At 50.7% G+C, this 2,932-nt stretch carries 1 rRNA gene; it reads right to left on the bottom strand.

The features are described 5' to 3' along the window. Positions 1–19: 19 nt before the first annotated feature. A 23S ribosomal RNA gene (locus ACXAH6_RS20295) occupies positions 20–2,895 on the bottom strand. Positions 2,896–2,932: the final 37 nt, after the last annotated feature.

The raw sequence follows: 2,932 nt of genomic DNA, 5'->3' as shown, positions 1-2,932 counted from the left end.
AAAGCTAATTTGGCGTTGTATGGTTAAGCCTCTCGGGCAATTAGTACAGGTTAGCTTAACGCCTCACAACGCTTCCACACCCTGCCTATCAACGTCATCGTCTATAACAACCCTTCCAGACCTTAAAGGTCAGGGATGACTCATCTTTGGGCCGGCTTCCCGCTTAGATGCTTTCAGCGGTTATCCGTTCCGAACGTAGCTACCGGGCAATGCCATTGGCATGACAACCCGAACACCAGCGGTTCGTCCACTCCGGTCCTCTCGTACTAGGAGCAGCTCCCATCAATCATCCAACGCCCACACCAGATAGGGACCGAACTGTCTCACGACGTTCTAAACCCAGCTCGCGTACCACTTTAAATGGCGAACAGCCATACCCTTGGGACCGACTTCAGCCCCAGGATGTGATGAGCCGACATCGAGGTGCCAAACACCGCCGTCGATATGAACTCTTGGGCGGTATCAGCCTGTTATCCCCGGAGTACCTTTTATCCGTTGAGCGATGGCCCTTCCATACAGAACCACCGGATCACTATGACCTACTTTCGTACCTGCTCGACGTGTCTGTCTCGCAGTTAAGCTAGCTTATGCCATTGCACTAACCTCACGATGTCCGACCGTGATTAGCTAACCTTCGTGCTCCTCCGTTACTATTTGGGAGGAGACCGCCCCAGTCAAACTACCCACCAGACACTGTCCACAATCCCGATAAGGGACCGGTGTTAGAACATCAAACATACAAGGGTGGTATTTCAAGGACGGCTCCATGCAAACTAGCGTTCACACTTCAAAGCCTCCCACCTATCCTACACATGTAGGTTCAATGTTCAGTGCCAAGCTGTAGTAAAGGTTCACGGGGTCTTTCCGTCTAGGTGCGGGTACACAGCATCTTCACTGCGATTTCAATTTCACTGAGTCTCGGGTGGAGACAGCGTGGCCATGGTTACACCATTCGTGCAGGTCGGAACTTACCCGACAAGGAATTTCGCTACCTTAGGACCGTTATAGTTACGGCCGCCGTTTACCGGGGCTTCGATCAAGAGCTTCGCCTAAGCTAACCCCATCAATTAACCTTCCGGCACCGGGCAGGTGTCACACCCTATACGTCCTCTTTCGAGTTTGCAGAGTGCTGTGTTTTTAATAAACAGTCCCAGCCACCTGGTCACTGCGACCGCCGAATGCTTACGGAGCAAGTCCTTCACATTCAGCGGCGTACCTTCTCCCGAAGTTACGGTACAATTTTGCCGAGTTCCTTCACCCGAGTTCTCTCAAGCGCCTTAGTATTCTCTACCTGACCACCTGTGTCGGTTTGGGGTACGGTTCATATAATCATAAGTTTAGAAGCTTTTCCTGGAAGCAGGGCATCAACCACTTCAACTCCGTAGAGTCTCGTCTCGTGTCTCGGCCTTGAGATTCCGGATTTACCTAAAATCTCAGCCTACACACTTTCACGTGGACAACCAACGCCACGATGGCCTAGCCTTCTCCGTCCCTCCATCACTGATTATACAAGTACGGGAATATTAACCCGTTTCCCATCGACTACGCATTTCTGCCTCGCCTTAGGGGCCGACTTACCCTGCCCTGATTAGCATGGGACAGGAAACCTTGGTCTTCCGGCGTGGGGGTTTTTCACCCCCATTATCGTTACTCATGTCAGCATTCGCACTTGTGATACCTCCAGCAAACCTCACAGTTCACCTTCAACAGCTTACACAACGCTCCCCTACCCAGCATAGTAAACTATGCTGCCGCAGCTTCGGTATATTGCTTAGCCCCGTTACATCTTCCGCGCAGGCCGACTCGACTAGTGAGCTATTACGCTTTCTTTAAAGGGTGGCTGCTTCTAAGCCAACCTCCTAGCTGTCTTAGCCTTCCCACATCGTTTCCCACTTAGCAATATTTAGGGACCTTAGCTGGCGGTCTGGGTTGTTTCCCTCTTCACGACGGACGTTAGCACCCGCCGTGTGTCTCCCGGATAGTTCTCATTGGTATTCGGAGTTTGCAAAGGGTTGGTAAGTCGGGATGACCCCCTAGCCTTAACAGTGCTCTACCCCCAATGGAATTCGTCCGAGGCTCTACCTAAATAGATTTCGGGGAGAACCAGCTATCTCCCGGTTTGATTGGCCTTTCACCCCCAGCCACAAGTCATCCCCTAACTTTTCAACGTTAGTGGGTTCGGTCCTCCAGTTGATGTTACTCAACCTTCAACCTGCCCATGGCTAGATCACCGGGTTTCGGGTCTATACCTAGCAACTAAACGCGCAGTTAACACTCGCTTTCGCTACGGCTCCACTAATTGCTTAACCTTGCTACTAAATATAAGTCGCTGACCCATTATACAAAAGGTACGCAGTCACCCCGAAGGGCTCCCACTGCTTGTACGTATACGGTTTCAGGTTCTATTTCACTCCCCTCACAGGGGTTCTTTTCGCCTTTCCCTCACGGTACTGGTTCACTATCGGTCAAATAGGAGTATTTAGCCTTGGAGGATGGTCCCCCCATATTCAGTCAAGATAACACGTGTCCCGACCTACTCGATTTCACTATAAAGGCATCGTCGTGTACGGGGCTATCACCCTGTATCGCCGGACTTTCCAGACCGTTCCACTAACACCAATATAACTTAAGGGCTAATCCCCGTTCGCTCGCCGCTACTAGGGGAATCTCGGTTGATTTCTTTTCCTAAGGGTACTTAGATGTTTCAGTTCCCCTCGTTCGCCTCTACAACCTATGTATTCAGTTGCAGATACACATAAATGTGTGGGTTTCCCCATTCGGACATCTGTGGCTCAAATGCGTTTTGTCAGCTCACCACAGCTTTTCGCAGACTTACACGTCCTTCATCGCCTCTATTTGCCAAGGCATCCACCGTATACGCTTAGTCACTTAACCATACAACCCAAAGTAGCCTTTTGACTTCTACTTATGG

The sequence above is a fragment of the Alteromonas sp. ABE4_545 genome (assembly GCF_056161325.1).
The sequence above is the reverse complement of the archived record's forward strand: the minus strand, read 5'-3'. Positions and strand labels throughout refer to the sequence as shown.